This is a genomic window from Lactococcus sp. FSL W8-0209 (assembly GCF_038006585.1).
Classification (GTDB): Bacteria; Bacillota; Bacilli; order Lactobacillales; family Streptococcaceae; genus Lactococcus; species Lactococcus lactis.
Genome location: NZ_JBBOVN010000001.1, coordinates 516,208 through 531,811, shown reverse-complemented (window position 1 = coordinate 531,811; position 15,604 = coordinate 516,208). Strand labels below are relative to the sequence as shown.

The window sequence follows — 15,604 nt, the reverse complement described above, 5'->3', positions numbered from 1 at the left end:
TTTTAGATTTATTTTTCAGTCAAAGCTGCAAGTCCTGGAAGTACTTTACCTTCGAGGAGTTCCATTGAAGCTCCACCACCAGTTGAAATCCATGAGAATTTATCTGCATAGCCAAGGTTGATTGCTGCTGCTGCTGAGTCACCACCACCGATGATTGATTTAACACCTGGTTGTTTAACGATAGCTTCCATCAATCCAACAGTACCTGCTTGGAAGTCTGGGTTTTCAAATACACCAACTGGACCATTCCAAACAACTGTTTTAGCACCTTCAAGTTGTGTGTTGTAGTCAGCAATTGTTTTGCTTGCTACGTCAAGTCCCATGAAGCCTGCAGGAATATTTTGGTCTGCAGTTTCTTTAACTTCTGTGTAACCAGCAAATGCGTTAGCAACTTTGTGGTCAAGTGGCAAAATCAATTTTCCAGCTGCTTTTTCAAGCAATTCTTTAGCAAGATCAAGTTTGTCATCTTCAACGAGTGAAGTTCCGATTTCGTAACCTTGAGCTTTCAAGAATGTGTAAGCCATCCCACCACCGATGATAACTTTATCAGCTTTTGAAAGAAGGTTTTCGATAACACCGATTTTATCTGAAACTTTTGAACCACCAAGGATTGCTACGAATGGACGTTCTGGAGCTTCAACTGCTTCTTGGATATAAGCAATTTCGTTTTCAAGAAGGAAACCAGCAACGGCTTTATCAACATTTGCTGAGATACCAACGTTTGATGCGTGAGCACGGTGAGCTGTACCAAATGCGTCATTAACGAAGATTCCGTCACCAAGTGAAGCCCAGTATTTACCAAGTTCTGGGTCATTTTTAGATTCTTTTTTACCGTCGATGTCTTCAAAACGAGTGTTTTCAACGAGAAGGATTTCTCCATCTTTAAGTTCGTTGATTGCTGCTTCAAGTTCTGCTCCACGAGTAGTTCCTGGGAAAACAACATCTTGACCAAGTTTTTCAGAAAGAGCTTTAGCTACTGGTGCAAGTGATTTACCAGCTTTGTCAGCTTCTTCTTTAACACGTCCCAAGTGAGAGAAGAGGACTGCACGTCCACCTTGTTCAAGGATGTATTTAATTGTTGGAAGCGCAGCAGTGATACGGTTATCATTTGTGATTACGCCATCTTTAATTGGAACATTAAAGTCAACACGTACGAGGACTTTTTTGCCTTTAAGTTCAACGTCTTTTACAGTCAATTTTGCCATTTGGAAAAATTCTCCTTATAAGATATTTTTGTTGAGATTGAAAAAGCACCATGCTGATTCAATTCAAATCGATAGGTTAATTATATCACAAATTCGAATAATTTGGCTTTGAGAATTTTACTTTTAGCTTGTAAAGGGTTACTTTTAAAAGATTTTTACTGACAGATTTTTTTATTTTTAAAAATGAATTTAAAAAGGGCTGTCAGTAATATATTTTTGAATTCCATAAGCGACACCATCTTCTGTATTGCTTTTCGTAATCACTTTTCCTATTTTTTTTAAGTCATCAGAAGCATTTGCCATGACAATTGGTAACCCAACAGCTTTTAACATACTTAAATCATTTTCATTATCGCCAAATGCTGCAAGTTCGCTTTGCTCTAACTGTTCTCTTTGAGCAATAAATTGGACTGCTTTAGCTTTTTGAGCTTCAAGATGTGTAATCTCAAGATACGTTTCCCAAGTTTTTTGAATGATTATATCAGGAAAATTTAGCTTTTCTAAATGTTTTTTAATTTCTTCTAACTTACTTTCATTTGGTGTAATCAAAAGAATTTTAAATATTTCTAGTCTTGGTCGCTCAGTTATCAATGTTTCCAAATCTACTAACTTAGGAACCTGTGGAGTAAATTGCATTTCTTGTTCGATGTCTTTATCAATCTTTTCAACATACCAATCGCTTAAACTGTACAGGGATAGATTTATTTCAGGATAATCTTTTTTGATTGTCTTAATTAATTCTTGAGTGCTAGCATGAACCAATGGATTTGCCTTAATAACTTTATTTTTAGCAAAAATAAGCCCGCCATTAAAAGCAACTTGTGAGCTTTTTAAATTCAATTGATTAATTAGACTCTCCATCGCTTGAGGTGCTCTTGCTGAAACCAAAGAAAACGGAAGATTAGAGTTTTCAATCACTTCTTGAGTCTTTTTGGAAATTTTACCTTGGTCATCAAGTAAAGTCCCGTCTAGGTCAGAAAAAATATGTTTAATCTTAGTCATCTTATCCCCCTCTATCCTCTATTTTAACAAAATTTACTGACAGCTTTGTTAGTAAAAGCTAATGAATAAAAAAATCACTGACAGAAGTCAGTGATTAAAAATTCTAATTAGTATTTTTTACGTTTACGTGCTGCTTCTGATTTACGTTTACGTTTTACAGAAGGTTTTTCGTAGTGTTCACGTTTGCGAAGCTCTTGAAGAGTTCCAGCTTTTGTTACTGAACGTTTGAAGCGACGGAGTGCGTCGTCAAGTGATTCATTTTTGCGTACAAGTGTTTTTGACATAGATTTTCACCCCATTTCCAGCTCGAGAGTTCGTGGTCTTTCACACGACTTTCCTATTATATCAAATGGAAAAGACCTTGTCAAACTAGACTAGCTTTGTCGCCTCCTCATTTAAGCGTTCTTGATGAATATTAATTTTTTTATCCAAATAAGCCATCGATTTTTCAAGTTCGGCTAATTCTTTTTCCATTTCCTTTTTACGAGCTTTTAAAACTCCAATTATCATTTCATGCTTATCTGTATTGGCAAAAACTTCTTTAATTTGTGCTAGACTCAATCCGGCACAGCGATAATGGCGAATGGCATTAATTCTTGATTCTGTTGCCTCGTCAAAATCACGAATTCCAGCTTTAGTGCGTGGAACTGAGATCAATCCTTCTTTTTCATAGAATCGTAGATTGTAGGCTGAAATTCCTGTTCTCCCTGCAACTGTCGCAATCGTGACCATTTTTTCTCCTTTGAACTTATAAAAATCACTTTTTTATGGCAATTTTACTTTTTTATTTTATTAATTAATAAAAAGTCAATTTTTTCTCTTGACTTAGAGTAACTCTAACTTGCTATAATATAGCATGTTGATTTCAAAGTGTCAACCACCGCATTTTGAATCTTATTTTAAAATAGAAAAGAGTAAAAATTGAATAAAATACAAGAAAAACGTTCCATAAGAGCCTTTATGCTCTCCAATGTGATGGCAGGTTTAGAAGGGTCAATCGTAGCGACCGCTCTACCTGCAATGATGGCGGAATTACATGGAATTAAATTAATGAGTTGGGTTGTAACCATTTATATGCTTCTCATGGCGGTTTCTTCTCCCATTTGGACGAAATTAGCCGAACGCTTTGGATATAAACAAATGTTTGTGCTTGGCACACTCTTATTTACAATAGGTTCTCTCGGCGAAGGATTAGCCATTAATATGCTAATGGTTATTGTCGCACGCGCGCTCATGGGACTTGGTGCTGGTGTGATGATTCAACTTCCTTTTGTCATCTATGGAATGATGTATCAAGCCGATGAGCGAAGACGAGTGATTGGAAATACTGTCGCTGCTTATTCATTTTCAACTATTGCAGGACCAATTGTCGGGGGGCTGATTGTCACTTTACTTGACTGGCGTTGGGTCTTTTTCATCAATATTCCAATTGGGATTTATATGGCTTTTATTGTTTGGAAAAATTTCGACTTGAAAACAGACCATACTAAAAAATCAATTGATTTTGCTGGCTCTGCTTCTTTATCCATCGCTGTCATTGTAATAATGTTGCTTTTCCAAATGATGGGAGATGCAGTCATTAATCTTCCTCTCCTCCTTACTTTATTAGTTGTAAGTTTTCTCTTTTTCATCGGATTTTATTTTGCTGAAAAACGGGCAGTTGACCCAATTGTTCCACTTGAACTTTTCAAAAACCCTTCATTTATCGCTAAAAATATCATGTTTTTCATGCAATATGGCTTCTTTGGTTTTTACACAAATTATCTGCCTACTTGGGGACAAGGAGTCATGGGCGCAACGGCTTTAGTCGGCGGAATGGTTTTGATTCCATCAGCAATCATGCTGGTTATAGGCACTAGAAATGTCAATCATCTCATTCAAAAAGTGGGAGAAAAGAAAACAATCTATATTGGATTTTCCATTATGGTTTTAGGGGCAATTTTCTTATTTAGTTTGCCTGAACATGCCTCAATTATGATGCTCTTTGTGGCAACAGCAATTCTTGGAACTGCCTTTGGAATTGTCAATATCACCTTGCAAGTTGCGGTTCAAGAAAGTGTTGCTAAGCATTTGATTGGTGCAGCGACCGCGGTTAATGCACTACTAAGAACAATGGGAACAACGCTTGTTTTATCTGGGCTATCCATTGCCCTTAATCGTACATTTACTGAGGCAACAGCACATAATCCAAAACTTACAACAACACTTCTTAATCAAATTTCTGATGCAAAAGCTTTAAAAAATATTCCAGTAAATCTTATTGCCCCTTTGCGTCACACCTTATTTAACGGCATGCACTTGCTTGCTCTTATCTCAGGATTACTTCTTTTCATCGCTCTTTTTGTCAATTGGCTCGACCCTTGGAAAAAAGGCTTAGAATAGGAAAAAAACTGCTGACAGGCTCGTCAGTAGTTTTTATTTTGCTGACAAAACTTCTGTCATAGGATAGCCGTTTGCGCTTTAGCGCATTTACGGATATGCTAGTATTTCCGTCAGTAATTTTTGAGTTCATTAAAGTCTGCAATTGCTTTTTCTAATAAATGATGTAAACTGTCAGCATCATTTTCTAACCATTCTTCCCAAGCCACACTATAAACTGCTCGAGCTAGGCGAACAGCTAATCTTGCACTTCTTTCACCATAAGCTGTCAGTAAATATTCAACTAAGAGTTCTTCGATTTTACTTTGTTTTAAAAGTTCACGTTCTTCCAAATCTGGGTGACTGGCAATTATTTTTTGTCTTTTGACTGTTCTTTCTCGATGTTCATCAAAGAAGTCTGCAGCGTAAAAATAACTTTCAAGAACAATAGCCATAGGATTATTCGCTTCTGATTCTTTCATTTTCGTCAGTAACATTTGGCTGTATTGCTCACCTCCAGCAAAGAAAATATCTGCTTTATTTTTAAATTTACGAAAAAATGTTCGCTCTGTTAAACCAGCTTTGGTGGCAATTTGTAGAACAGTTGTATTCTCATAACCTTGCGCTGTAATCAATTCCAAGGCTGCTTCATATAATTTTTCTTGACTTGTTTTTTTCATCTCTTCCCCTAAATGTCAGTTTGTGACATTTCCCTTGACAAGACTCCTCTAAAGGATTATACTATTCTCAAATGTCAGTTACTGACATTATATAAAATGCCTTTAAAACTGTCAAGAAAAGTTGATAAAGCACATTAAGGAGAAAATAAATGGTTAAAGCACTACAATACAAAACATTTGGTAAACCCGATGTTCTTCAACTCGTGGACCTTCCTCTCGTCCATCCAAAAGCTGATGAAGTTTCTATCAAAGTCAGTCATGTTGGACTCAATCCAATGGATTGGGCTATTATGGGAAATCCTGAAGTGGCTCCAAATTTTGGTGTCAAACTTCCCCAAACTTTTGCCTATGATTTTGCTGGAATAATCGATGAAATTGGTCCAGAAGTGACCGACTTTAAAGTTGGCGACCATGTTTTTGGAACAACAATGAGAGGTGCAGCAACCGAACAACTCATTTTTTCAACGAAAGAACGTGGACTTTTTCATAGACCCAATTTTGTAGAAGATGACGTCGCCTCTACTCTTGCCGTGGCTGGCCATACTGCGGCAGTTGCTCTGCGAAAAGCTCACGTAACAGCAGGGGATACTCTTTTAGTTGGTGGTGCAGCCGGTGGCGTAGGAATTTTTACGGTTCAACTTGCTCAAATTTTAGGCGCTAAAGTAATCGGTACTGCTTCTGACTCTACCGCTGACTTCCTACAAGATTTAGGTGCCGAACAAATAAGTTATGGCCCGGGTCTGGCTGACCGTTTGAAAAATAAAGAAATCACGGCGGCTATCGATCTATTCAGCCATGAAACGCTTAAAGCTGCTCTCGAATTAGAAGTCAAAGCTGATAAGATGTCGACTGTCATCATGTATCCAGAGCCTCCAGCTGGGATTCCAACGGCTACAGGTGGCGAAGCTCTTCCTTCTGATATGGAAATGATTTTAAATGCCATCTCTAATCATCAACTGACGGTTCCAATTGCAGCTAAGTACTCTATCGATGACTATTTGGAAGCAATCAACTTACAGATGAATCGTCACGCACATGGAAAAATCGTTCTTTATTTTTAAATAAATAAAAAAGCAGTCAAATCAGACTGTTTTTATTTACTCCAATCAATCGGACTTTGACCAGATTCAACCAGAAATTCATTGGTTTTTGAGAAAGGATGCGAACCAAAAAATCCACGACTTGCTGACAAAGGTGACGGATGCGCCGCTTCTAGGATGAGATGCTTACTTCCATCAATTAGTTTGGCTTTCTTTCTAGCAAACCCCCCCCAAAGAATGAAAACTTTTGGTCGCTCATCATCTGAGGCAATCTTGATAATTTCGTCTGTCAACGGTTCCCAAATTTTACCAGCATGGGCATTTGAAGCAAACTCAGGTACGGTCAGAACTGCGTTTAGAAGTAAAACACCTTGTTCGGTCCAAGCCGTCAAATCACTGTCATCTTTAGAAAAACCTTCCTCACGCAATTCTTTTTGGATATTAACAATCGAGTCTGGACGATTCACTTTGAAAGTAGCAGGATAAGAAAAAGCCAAGCCTTGAGCTTTCCCGGGCTGAGGGTAAGGGTCTTGCCCAACAATGATAACCTTTGTTTGTGCCAAAGGAGTCAATTCAATCGCCCGAAAAATTTGATTTTCTGGTGGATATACTTTGCCCTCTTGATAAGTCTGATTGATAAATTCAATCATTTTAGGAAAATAATCTTCTGCTAGTCGATTGCGTAAGGGTTGTGACCAATCTGTTTTCTTCATTTTTCTTGTCCTCTCTCCACAAAAATTCGGAGGGTTGTTTTCAATTTTTCTGTTGCTGTCTTTCTGAAATCACTGATATAAATTTCTCGATGATGAAATTCTTTGTGAACAGCTTTTAAATCATGTTCTTTAGCATACTCAAAGAGTTTCTCAAAGCTTTCCCCTTCGTCATCAAAAGAACCTAAATGAATGGTTTGCAGACATAATCCGTCTTGAATAGCTTCAAATTTAACTTTTGATAAATCAAATCCTTTTTTACTCTCAACTAACTTCTTAGCTTTTTCAACTATTTCAGAATCCACAAAATCGGGCATTCTAATCATCAATCGCCAAATAAAGTCATTTTTATCTAGTTTACCAGCTCTAGGTTCATTTTTACTGGTCCATAAACCTTCAAGAGGTGGAACCACAAAAGGTTGGAAATTTTCAATTATAAAGTCTGGGTTTCGATAAGACATTGAAATCATATAGGCTGTCGCATACAAATATTGAATGGCTTCTTGAAAAGCTGGACTTGTTGGTGCTCCTTTGCCATCTATCATTAGATAATTAAGGGCAGGCAGCTCAATTAAAGAAATTCCTTTTGGTAAATAATAATTTTTATCAGATTTTTTATAATCAATTTTCGGGATAGACATGCTTTTATTATATCAAATTTATAAATAAAAAAACCTGCCTTAATGACAGATTTTTTATTTTCAAATTAGAGATTTGCAACGTTATGATAAACTTTTTGGACGTCATCGTCATCTTCAAGAGCATCAATGAGTCCTTCAAAGATTTCTAAATCTTCAGGTGAAAGTTCAACTTCTGATTGAGGAATCATTTCTAATTCTGTTGTTGAGAACTCAGTAATTCCAGCTTCTTTAAGTGCTGCAATTCCTTTATGAAGGTCTGTTGGTTCTGTATAAACAACAATATTTCCTTCTTCTTCGGTCACATCACGAACATCAACTTCAGCATCAAGCAAAATTTCAAAGATATGGTCAGGGTCAGTTCCTTCAAAAACAATCACCCCTGTATTGTCAAACATATAGCTGACAGCACCGGCTGCTCCGATATTCCCACCATTTTTGTGGAAAGTAGTACGGACATTAGCGATTGTACGGTTAACATTTGAAGTCAAAGTTTCGGCGATAACCATTGAACCATTTGGTCCAAATCCTTCATAACGTCCTTGAACGAAAGTTTCATCACCACCACCTTTGGCTTTATCGATTGCTTTATCAATAACGTGTTTTGGAACTTGCGCTTGTTTGGCACGTTCAATAACGAATTTTAATGATGAATTTGATTCTGGATCTGGTTCACCTTGTTTAGCAGCGGCATAGATTTCAACACCGAATTTTGCATATACTTTAGAAGTTGCACCGTCTTTAGCGGTTTTTTTAGCAACAATATTGGCCCATTTACGTCCCATTGGAATAATCTCCTTGAAATTTTATTTAAATTATTGGCAGAGGATTAATCTGCATGATTTTTTCTATCATATTATATCACAATTTGTAAAGGCTCGTCTATGAGAAATCAAAAAAATCCCGATTTTACGGGATTTTACTTTAATTTCATCAGGGATTATTCTTGTGAGGAAATTTCATTAGAGTTTTCTTCACCTTCTTTTATTTTCATTCTTAATAAGAACACGGCAGCAATAATCCATAAAACAAGCGAAACAAATATAATAACCCAAGCAAAGATTCCTGCAATCAGTGTTAAAATTGCTGCTGCATTGCTCAAATTGAATCTTCTATTTTGGCGAAGTAAAATAATCGCAAGGACAAATGTTGCTATTCCCACAAACCCAATAATAATTTTGATAAACATAGCAGGGCCAGAATTTGCTGCATTAAATCCGGCTTCAAAGCTGTTTGAACCAGTTAAATTGAGTGCTTGCGATAGTGAAGCCATTGAAACGATGGTTGAAAGCACAACCAAGGCAGCACCAATGATGTTAAGAATCCCCGTCACTTTGACAAGATTCTTCATGCTTTTTTCAGTCATAATAATAATTCCTTTTCTTTTTATCATAACATATTTTTTACGTTATTTACAAATATTTATCGTAAATGTCTATCTGATTGATGAACGAATTGGTTTTCGACCAAAATTTTGTTCTTCAAATTGAACATTTCCTAATTGATAAATTTCATCAGCTTTCTGTGTCAAGTTGTCCCATGGGTTTTGCCCAATTTTACTGATAATTTTTCCCCGATTTTGAGCTAAAATTTCTTGACCAGTTTTTGAAAAGCCTAGCACATGAATTTGTTCTGGTAAATCAAACTGCTTTGGAATATTTAACAAAATATAAGTTAAAAGCCTACGAACACGCGCTTTCGTATAACGTTTGGTATAAACTTGTTCGACCAATTCATCAAGATTTTTAGCAGATTTGACCGCCTTTTTTAAGCGGACAGAAAGTTCTTGATTGACTTGAAAAATATTTTCCAAGTGCTCATCAACTCGAATTTTATATTGCAGAAGTGGAAAATAAGCTGCCCAATTAGTTTTTGGACTTGCATAAGTCGCTAAAATGGCTGACGGAACATGATTTTTTATTGCTGACAAGTCTGTCAGCACCGATTTATTACTGACAGATTGATTAGTTTGCTCTGTCAGTAAATTTTGCCTTTCTGTCAGTGAAAATAACTCCTGACGGAGTGCGGTTGCACTAGCAAATCCTTCTGTCAGCTCTAGTGAATGAAATTTTCCGACGCGTTTAATCGCTTGTAAATTAATTTGTTTACCTGCCGCTGCTTTAGCATAGGCAAGAGCTAAGACGTGATTTGGTGTGTTCCCGTCAAATTCAATTCCCGTAAAATGCTGCCACATTTTTTGAGTTTTTTCAGGGTAGGAAAACTGGTCAGCTAATGATTGAATGTAACTTTCCATTTCCTCCCCTCTTTTTTCATAAATATCAGCAATTTCATTATAATCAATTGCTGATTCTGAACCAAAAGCCAGGTCAGTAATTCCAAGATTTTTTAAAATAGCCACAGCACCACTTGCAAAAAAATCAGCTGCCTGTACCGAAACAGTGACAGGTAATTCAACCACTAAATCAGCACCACAAGCTAAAGCCATTTGTGCTCTCGTCCATTTATCAAAAATAGCAGGCTCACCTCGCTGCATCCAATTCCCTGACATGGCTACTATTTTTATGCCCTCAATCTGGTCCAAAAGATATTCATGTCCCTTATGAAATGGATTAAATTCGGCAATAATTCCTGTAATCTTATTCATTTTCTACCTCTAAAAAAATCTGTCAGTAACTGACAGAAATATTTTTTCGATTATTTTTTACAGACAAAGAACCAACGCGCACTTTCTTCGCTCGGCGCCTCGTCAGTAAAATCTGCACAGACCATCGCTTCTTTAAAGCCAGCAGTTGCCAAGCGTGCGAGATAATCGTCGATTGGATAAGTCCGTTCTTCATGAACTTCGTCTTTTCGTGTAAATTTCCCATCAGAACCCTGAATGAAAAAACTTAATTCATGGACAATAGAATGTGGAACTTCTCCTCCAAATGAGTCCCATAAAAAAGCAAAATCTTCCGCATTTTCATGGTAAGAGTAATTGGGGAAAACTTCATCTACTTGATAAATTGAATGCACATCAAAAATAAAAGTTCCACCTTCATTTAGTATTTCAAAAACACCATCAAACGTAGCTTGTAATTCATCCAAATTTTCCAAATAGCAAAGTGAGTCAGAATAGCAAGTTACCGCATCAAATTTTCCAAGTCCAGAAAGTTCGCGCATATCCCCAGCAGTAAAATCAAGTTGATAACCAGCTTGTCGAGCTTTTTTACTGGCCAAAGTTAACATTTCTTCAGAAATATCAAGTCCAGTCACTTTGTAGCCTTCTTGGGCCAAACGAACTGATAAAGCACCAGAGCCACAAGCTAATTCAAAAACTGATTTTGTTTCTTTTGGTAAATGTCTTTTTGTAAAATCAAGCCATTGCTCATAAAGTTCTTGGTCCATGACCTGATCATAGACTCTCGAAAAATCTTCGTAAAATGCCATTTCAGCCCTTTCTAGAATTACTGACAGCTCTTTTAATAGGGCTGTCAGTAAATTTTAAAATAAATAAGAGCTCTGTCAGTAAGACCGACAAAGCTATTAATTATTCAGCCATAAATCCAGAAATATCTACCATTGGTGCATCAGACCAAAGTTTTTCTAAATTAAAGTGTCCACGTTCATCATGTCCAAAGACACTGACTACGATATCACCAAGGTCAATCAAAACCCAACCTGTTTTTGCATCGCCTTCAATATGACCTGCTGCTTTTGCTCCAGCAAGTTCAGCCGCTTCAGCAATATTATCAGCAATTGCATCTAACTGACGGCTATTCATTGCTTCCATGATCACAAAATAATCTGCAACAAATGTCACTTCAGACATATCTAAGGCCACAATATCAAGTGCTTTTTTATCATCGGCTGCTTTTACAACCACTTCAAGTAATTTTTTTGAATCCAATTCTTTCCTCCGAGACTTTTTGCCTCTTTTTATTCATTAAAAATCTTTTTAAGATTTATTATTCATTTTCTCTAGATCCTTTACAATCAAATGTAAAAACTAGACCCACTTATTTTAACATAAAAAGTTACAGCAACCAAAAGTTGCCTGTTATATTCATTATTTTTAGAGAAATTTTAAAAAACGCTTCTGTGAATGATTACTGGTATAACCTTGATGTTCATAAAATTGATGCGTCTCATGCCTTTGCACTCCGGAGTTCAGTCTAATAACTTTAATCTCTCTCGCTTTAGCCTTTTCTTCTAAGGCATTAAGTAATTGAGCCCCAATTCCCTGTCCTTGATTTTTTTCATCCACAACTAAACCTAAGACATTTAGCATCACTTGTTCAGCATAAACCGGAGCATAAATTTCCGCTTCGATGAAAGCTGTCACTCTTTCTCCCAATTCAAAAACAAGAAATTCATGGTCAGCATCTTTTAAAATACGTGCAAGATTTTTCTTGACAGCCGCTTCAGAAATTGGATAACCAAGTACTCCAGAAAGGCGAGCAATGTCAAGATAATCTTTCATTTCAGCTTTTCTAATCATTCATTTTCCTCTGTTCATAATAAGCAGTTTATCTCTAACGATATTTCAAGACAAATAACCAATAAAAGCATTATAGGCTTCAAAAGTTTGAGGGTAAATGGTCAAACGACGTTCTGCCAAATACTCAACCAAACGCATGGTTTCAAAAGCAACTGCTTGATTTAAATCTTGATTAGCAACGGCACGGGCTTCAATGACCCCAGGAAATGTTCGACCTTCCTCAATGTAATCTGCTACATACAACACCTTAGCCAAACCAGACATTTCTTTATCTCCGACCGTATGAATCTCAATCGCCCTTAAAATTTCTTCATCTTCAAGTCCAAAATCTTCACGCATTTTATAAATTCCGACTTTTCCATGCCAAATATTATTATCCCAATTTTTCAAATCAGAATCTAAGCCATATTTATCAATCAAGGCTAGAAAAGTTTCATCATCCACTTCTTTACAATAGTCATGTAAAAGTCCAGCTAAACTTGCTTTATGCGGGTCAACTTCATATTTTTGCGCTAACGCAATCGCTGCTTTTTCCACACCGAGCATATGTTCAAAACGTGATTTTTTGACCATGATAGCAATTTTCGCTAACAAATCTTCTCTTGATAAATTTACTTCTGGATAAAAGTCAAACATATAAGCCTTCTTTCAAAATGTAATCTAAAACCTTCGGTGCCAAAAGAAAATGTGGTTTAATTCCACGGTGCAATTGTTCCCGAATCAAATTTCCAGAAATATCCATCATTGGAACATCCACCCACATAATCGGATAAGAAGTTCCTGCCCGATAACGAGGCCTACGAATCCCAACGAATTGAACTAATTCTAATAACTCATCAATATGTGCCCAATGAGCTAAACCAGAAATCATGTCACCACCGATAATAAAATAAAAATCACAATCTGGATTTTCTTCATGAAGCTCAAGTACCGTTTGATAAATATCAGCGCCATCTTTAGCTTTCAGGCGACAAGCGTCTACTTCTAAACCAGGACAATCTTCAATAGCTGCGGTCAGCATAGCTGCAACATGCCCGTCAGTATTATGTTCTGGTAAAAAGACAACTTTTTCCAAATTAAGTTCTTGGCGCACTTGGTCAGCAATTGTCAAATGGCCAACATGAACAGGATTAAAATTACCCCAAAAAAGTCCGATTGCCCGTCGTTTCTCGTCTTCTTTAGCTTTTAATTCTACCTTTGTAAAAGGAGTCAATAAATCTATTGCCATTTGTTCACCCATTATATCTTAGTCTTTGATTATTTTTTAGAACACTTTATTTCACAATATTTTTAACTTCAACCGAAATTTTGCGATTTTCTTTGCGGTCAGAAACTTTAAACACAATGAGATTTCGACCGATGATTTGAACAACATCAAGTCCCATTTCTTCAATTGCTTCTGCCACATCTGTTGCCACTTCATCTGAGTTTTGTAAAATATTAACTTTGATTAGTTCACGTGCATCGCAAGCCGAGCGAATGCTTGTCAAAATTTCATTAGACAAACCACTTTTGCCAATTTGAACAATTGGTTTAATATTAACTGCCAAGCTACGCAAGTAGCGTTTTTGTTTTCCGTTCATTTCCATGATTTAATTTTTTCCTATTTCTATTTTTAAAATTTCCGGCAACCTTTAGTTATTGGGTAATTTCCAACTCAATTCAGGCGCAATCAATCCTTTAATCAGATATCCTTTTTCACCCTCAACCACTGATTGCACCAAGGCACTTTTTCGTAATTCAGGTAACTGATAGGCTTTTTCGTAAGGTAACTCTAACTCAAAAGCATCAAAAAGTTCATGTAATTTTTCCAAAATTGCTGTTTTCAGCCATTGCACGCCACTTTCAGATTTAATTGAGAGTTGTAAACTTGGTGATAAAGTTGGTAAGAAATCACTTGGTGCTATATCCATTTTATTATAAACATTCAGCACAGGAATATTGGTAAGCTTCAAATCTTCCATGATTTTTAAAACTGTTTGTTCATGAATTTCGTGATGAGGGTTGCTGGCATCCACAACATGAATCAGTAAATCAACATTAGCTGATTCTTCTAGTGTTGATTTGAATGCTTTAATCAGCTCTGTTGGCAGGTTTTGGATAAAACCGACAGTATCGGTCAGTGACACCGTAAAATCTTCAACCAATTTAACTGCTTTTGTTGTGGCATCCAAAGTCGCAAAAAGTTCATTTTGCTCATATTGTTCTTTATCAAGCCCAACTAAAGCATTCATAATGCTGGATTTTCCGGCATTGGTGTAACCAATTAAACCAATCCGAAAAATTCCTGATTTTGAGCGTTTTTGGCGGATATTTTCCCTTGTTTTTTCAACTTTTTTTAGGGCTTTATCAATGTTTTCAATTCGAGTGCGAATATAACGTCGATCTGTTTCAAGCTTGGTTTCACCCGGCCCTTTAGAACCAATTCCCCCACCTTGACGGCTGAGCATAATCCCTTGTCCCACCAAACGAGGCAAAAGATAATTGAGCTGGGCTTCTTCAACTTGAAGCATTCCTTCATGCGAGCGCGCACGCATAGCAAAAATATCCAAAATCAATTGCATTCTATCGATGACTTTGACACCCAAAGCTTCCTCTAAATTGACATTTTGCCTTGGTGATAAGCGATCATTGAAAATAACCGTATCAATTTCACCCACTTCAATCGCCCAACGCATTTGTTCTAATTTTCCAGAACCAATCATTGTCCGACTATCTGGACGTTCTCTTTTTTGAGTGAATTGGTCAATAACCAAGCCGCCAGCTGTTTTTGTCAGTTCAGCAAGTTCAATCATTGATGACTCAAAAGCCTGAAAATTTTCAGCTGTTTCCACTCCTGCAAGGAGAACTCTTTCTTGTTTTTCTTCTAAATCTATCAAATTTTTAGTAAAATTTTCCTTTTTTATTTTTGTCAGCTGAGTTTAGACTAAAATTGTTATAGAGTCAAACTCTGCTCATTTATTTATTCAGCTGTCACAATTATTTTGATTTGAGAATTTACTGACAGATTTTTCAGCTCGTCAGCAAAGAATGTCGGGAAAGCTTTGTAATTTTTATACTCAGCAATTGGAATCCATTTCAAAAATTCTTTGCTACCATCAGTCCCAAAACTCTCCGATTTTACTGACAGATTTTCTGTCAGTGGTTTCATCAGAAAATAAAAACTCAATTCATGACAATTGACCTTATTTAAAAAATCACTTTCCTGACCTGTAAAAAAATTTTCATGGATAAAAGCTAATCTTTCGATTTCAAGTTGTAAACCAGTTTCCTCATAAAGCTCACGCAGACAAGCCTCCTCGGCCGTTTCACCCAATTGCACAGCACCACCAACCGAATAATAATAATCATTGTGGTCATTGCCAACCATCAAAACAGCATCATCTTTAATAATAATTCCAGCTGCCCGATATCGAAACCATTGATTATTACGCGTAAAACCAATATCCTGACTAGTCTCTTCCATTTTAATCCTCCAAGATTTTACTGACAGAAATTCTGTCAGTAATTTCACAAGACAAACTGTGAAT

At 36.6% G+C, this 15,604-nt stretch carries 20 protein-coding genes; 2 read left to right on the top strand and 18 right to left on the bottom strand.

What is annotated here, in order from left to right; translation table 11 throughout:
* Positions 1 to 8: 8 nt before the first annotated feature.
* The 4 genes from MKX45_RS02720 to MKX45_RS02705 all read right to left on the bottom strand — a co-directional run bounded on the left by MKX45_RS02720 (position 9) and on the right by MKX45_RS02705 (position 2,939).
* Positions 9 to 1,205: a phosphoglycerate kinase gene (locus tag MKX45_RS02720; RefSeq protein ID WP_012897069.1), complete on the bottom strand. Its 1,197-nt coding sequence runs from the start codon at positions 1,203 to 1,205 to the stop codon at positions 9 to 11.
* A 189-nt stretch (positions 1,206 to 1,394) separates the two neighbouring features.
* Positions 1,395 to 2,207: a Cof-type HAD-IIB family hydrolase gene (locus MKX45_RS02715; protein WP_021723338.1), complete on the bottom strand. Its 813-nt coding sequence runs from the start codon at positions 2,205 to 2,207 to the stop codon at positions 1,395 to 1,397.
* A 107-nt stretch (positions 2,208 to 2,314) separates the two neighbouring features.
* Positions 2,315 to 2,491: a 30S ribosomal protein S21 gene (gene rpsU, locus MKX45_RS02710; RefSeq protein WP_003129844.1), complete on the bottom strand. Its 177-nt coding sequence runs from the start codon at positions 2,489 to 2,491 to the stop codon at positions 2,315 to 2,317.
* An 85-nt stretch (positions 2,492 to 2,576) separates the two neighbouring features.
* Positions 2,577 to 2,939 (bottom strand): MerR family transcriptional regulator, encoded by a 363-nt coding sequence (locus tag MKX45_RS02705; RefSeq protein WP_010905229.1) that lies wholly within the window; start codon positions 2,937 to 2,939, stop codon positions 2,577 to 2,579.
* 228 nt (positions 2,940 to 3,167) lie between these two features.
* Between MKX45_RS02705 and MKX45_RS02700 the strand changes: the two genes are divergently transcribed.
* Entirely contained in the window at positions 3,168 to 4,589 is a 1,422-nt protein-coding gene (locus tag MKX45_RS02700; protein WP_340817256.1) for an MDR family MFS transporter, read from the top strand.
* A 110-nt stretch (positions 4,590 to 4,699) separates the two neighbouring features.
* On the opposite strand, the gene MKX45_RS02695 is transcribed toward MKX45_RS02700, so the two are convergent.
* Entirely contained in the window at positions 4,700 to 5,245 is a 546-nt protein-coding gene (locus tag MKX45_RS02695) for a TetR/AcrR family transcriptional regulator (RefSeq protein ID WP_021723336.1), read from the bottom strand.
* 149 nt (positions 5,246 to 5,394) lie between these two features.
* Here MKX45_RS02695 and MKX45_RS02690 point away from each other — a divergent pair, with 149 nt between their 5' ends.
* On the top strand, positions 5,395 to 6,306 hold the full coding sequence (locus MKX45_RS02690; protein WP_039114525.1) for an NADP-dependent oxidoreductase: 912 nt from the start codon (positions 5,395 to 5,397) through the stop codon (positions 6,304 to 6,306).
* Positions 6,307 to 6,338: 32 nt separating this feature from the next.
* Here MKX45_RS02690 and MKX45_RS02685 read toward each other — a convergent pair whose 3' ends face one another.
* The 13 genes from MKX45_RS02685 to MKX45_RS02625 all read right to left on the bottom strand — a co-directional run bounded on the left by MKX45_RS02685 (position 6,339) and on the right by MKX45_RS02625 (position 15,540).
* Positions 6,339 to 6,998: a uracil-DNA glycosylase gene (locus MKX45_RS02685; RefSeq protein WP_340816772.1), complete on the bottom strand. Its 660-nt coding sequence runs from the start codon at positions 6,996 to 6,998 to the stop codon at positions 6,339 to 6,341.
* A complete protein-coding gene (locus MKX45_RS02680) occupies positions 6,995 to 7,636 on the bottom strand; it encodes a GyrI-like domain-containing protein (RefSeq protein ID WP_340816771.1) in 642 nt (213 codons plus the stop codon). The genes MKX45_RS02685 and MKX45_RS02680 overlap by 4 nt, the downstream gene beginning before the upstream one ends.
* 65 nt (positions 7,637 to 7,701) lie before the next feature.
* Complete coding sequence (locus MKX45_RS02675) at positions 7,702 to 8,418, bottom strand: YebC/PmpR family DNA-binding transcriptional regulator (protein WP_010905223.1); 717 nt, start codon at positions 8,416 to 8,418, stop codon at positions 7,702 to 7,704.
* A 155-nt stretch (positions 8,419 to 8,573) separates the two neighbouring features.
* The gene (locus MKX45_RS02670) at positions 8,574 to 8,999 is read right to left on the bottom strand and encodes a hypothetical protein (RefSeq protein WP_340816770.1); all 426 of its coding nucleotides are present in this window, start codon (positions 8,997 to 8,999) and stop codon (positions 8,574 to 8,576) included.
* Positions 9,000 to 9,068: 69 nt separating this feature from the next.
* Positions 9,069 to 10,238 carry a nucleotidyltransferase gene (locus MKX45_RS02665; protein WP_021723333.1) on the bottom strand — a complete coding sequence of 390 codons (1,170 nt, stop codon included), beginning with the start codon at positions 10,236 to 10,238 and terminating at the stop codon, positions 9,069 to 9,071.
* Positions 10,239 to 10,288: 50 nt separating this feature from the next.
* Positions 10,289 to 11,023 (bottom strand): class I SAM-dependent DNA methyltransferase, encoded by a 735-nt coding sequence (locus MKX45_RS02660; protein ID WP_340816769.1) that lies wholly within the window; start codon positions 11,021 to 11,023, stop codon positions 10,289 to 10,291.
* A gap of 100 nt (positions 11,024 to 11,123) precedes the next feature.
* Positions 11,124 to 11,483: a ribosome silencing factor gene (gene rsfS / locus MKX45_RS02655; RefSeq protein WP_003129832.1), complete on the bottom strand. Its 360-nt coding sequence runs from the start codon at positions 11,481 to 11,483 to the stop codon at positions 11,124 to 11,126.
* A gap of 165 nt (positions 11,484 to 11,648) precedes the next feature.
* Positions 11,649 to 12,074, bottom strand: a complete 426-nt coding sequence (locus MKX45_RS02650; RefSeq protein WP_021723332.1) for a GNAT family N-acetyltransferase — start codon at positions 12,072 to 12,074, stop codon at positions 11,649 to 11,651.
* A gap of 45 nt (positions 12,075 to 12,119) precedes the next feature.
* Positions 12,120 to 12,710 (bottom strand): bis(5'-nucleosyl)-tetraphosphatase (symmetrical) YqeK, encoded by a 591-nt coding sequence (gene yqeK / locus MKX45_RS02645; RefSeq protein WP_340816768.1) that lies wholly within the window; start codon positions 12,708 to 12,710, stop codon positions 12,120 to 12,122.
* Positions 12,703 to 13,302 carry a nicotinate-nucleotide adenylyltransferase gene (locus tag MKX45_RS02640; RefSeq protein ID WP_012897052.1) on the bottom strand — a complete coding sequence of 200 codons (600 nt, stop codon included), beginning with the start codon at positions 13,300 to 13,302 and terminating at the stop codon, positions 12,703 to 12,705. Before MKX45_RS02640 ends, yqeK begins: the two co-directional genes overlap by 8 nt.
* Before the next feature lie 46 nt (positions 13,303 to 13,348).
* Entirely contained in the window at positions 13,349 to 13,663 is a 315-nt protein-coding gene (gene yhbY / locus MKX45_RS02635) for a ribosome assembly RNA-binding protein YhbY (protein ID WP_014571941.1), read from the bottom strand.
* A 45-nt stretch (positions 13,664 to 13,708) separates the two neighbouring features.
* On the bottom strand, positions 13,709 to 14,953 hold the full coding sequence (hflX, locus tag MKX45_RS02630) for a GTPase HflX (protein ID WP_010905219.1): 1,245 nt from the start codon (positions 14,951 to 14,953) through the stop codon (positions 13,709 to 13,711).
* 83 nt (positions 14,954 to 15,036) lie between these two features.
* The gene (locus tag MKX45_RS02625; RefSeq protein ID WP_340816767.1) at positions 15,037 to 15,540 is read right to left on the bottom strand and encodes an NUDIX hydrolase; all 504 of its coding nucleotides are present in this window, start codon (positions 15,538 to 15,540) and stop codon (positions 15,037 to 15,039) included.
* Positions 15,541 to 15,604 lie beyond the last annotated feature (64 nt).